Below are 343 nucleotides of genomic sequence, written 5' to 3' on the forward strand. Positions count from 1 at the left end.
TGTGCAGTTCTCAAACAACGACCAGCCACCCACCACCCCGCCCAAACAGACGAGTTCACTGGGACCGGCAACCGAAGGCAGCCTCTCGGCCGTACCTTCAGACACCCAACAGCGCGCCCAGCCCCCAGCAGTCCACACAATCCGCTTTCCACACTCCGAAGAGCAGTACTCACGAACCGGCAGAACCACCCGGCACTGAATAGTCAACGTTCCACCCATGAGCTGACCACCGTCGATCATTTGCCGACGTAGTGGCTCTGGATTCCTTACGGAACCTAGATGCTCCTTAGAAAGGAGGTGATCCAGCCGCACCTTCCGGTACGGCTACCTTGTTACGACTTCG

General features: G+C 58.3%; 1 rRNA gene. It reads right to left on the minus strand.

The window, feature by feature from the left end:
- Positions 1-290 precede the first annotated feature (290 nt).
- Positions 291-343 (minus strand): 16S ribosomal RNA (locus V9U70_RS00115); the annotation flags it as partial.

Origin of the sequence: Streptomyces pratensis (genome assembly GCF_037137275.1) — a bacterium.
GTDB classification, from domain to species: domain Bacteria; phylum Actinomycetota; class Actinomycetes; order Streptomycetales; family Streptomycetaceae; genus Streptomyces; species Streptomyces pratensis_B.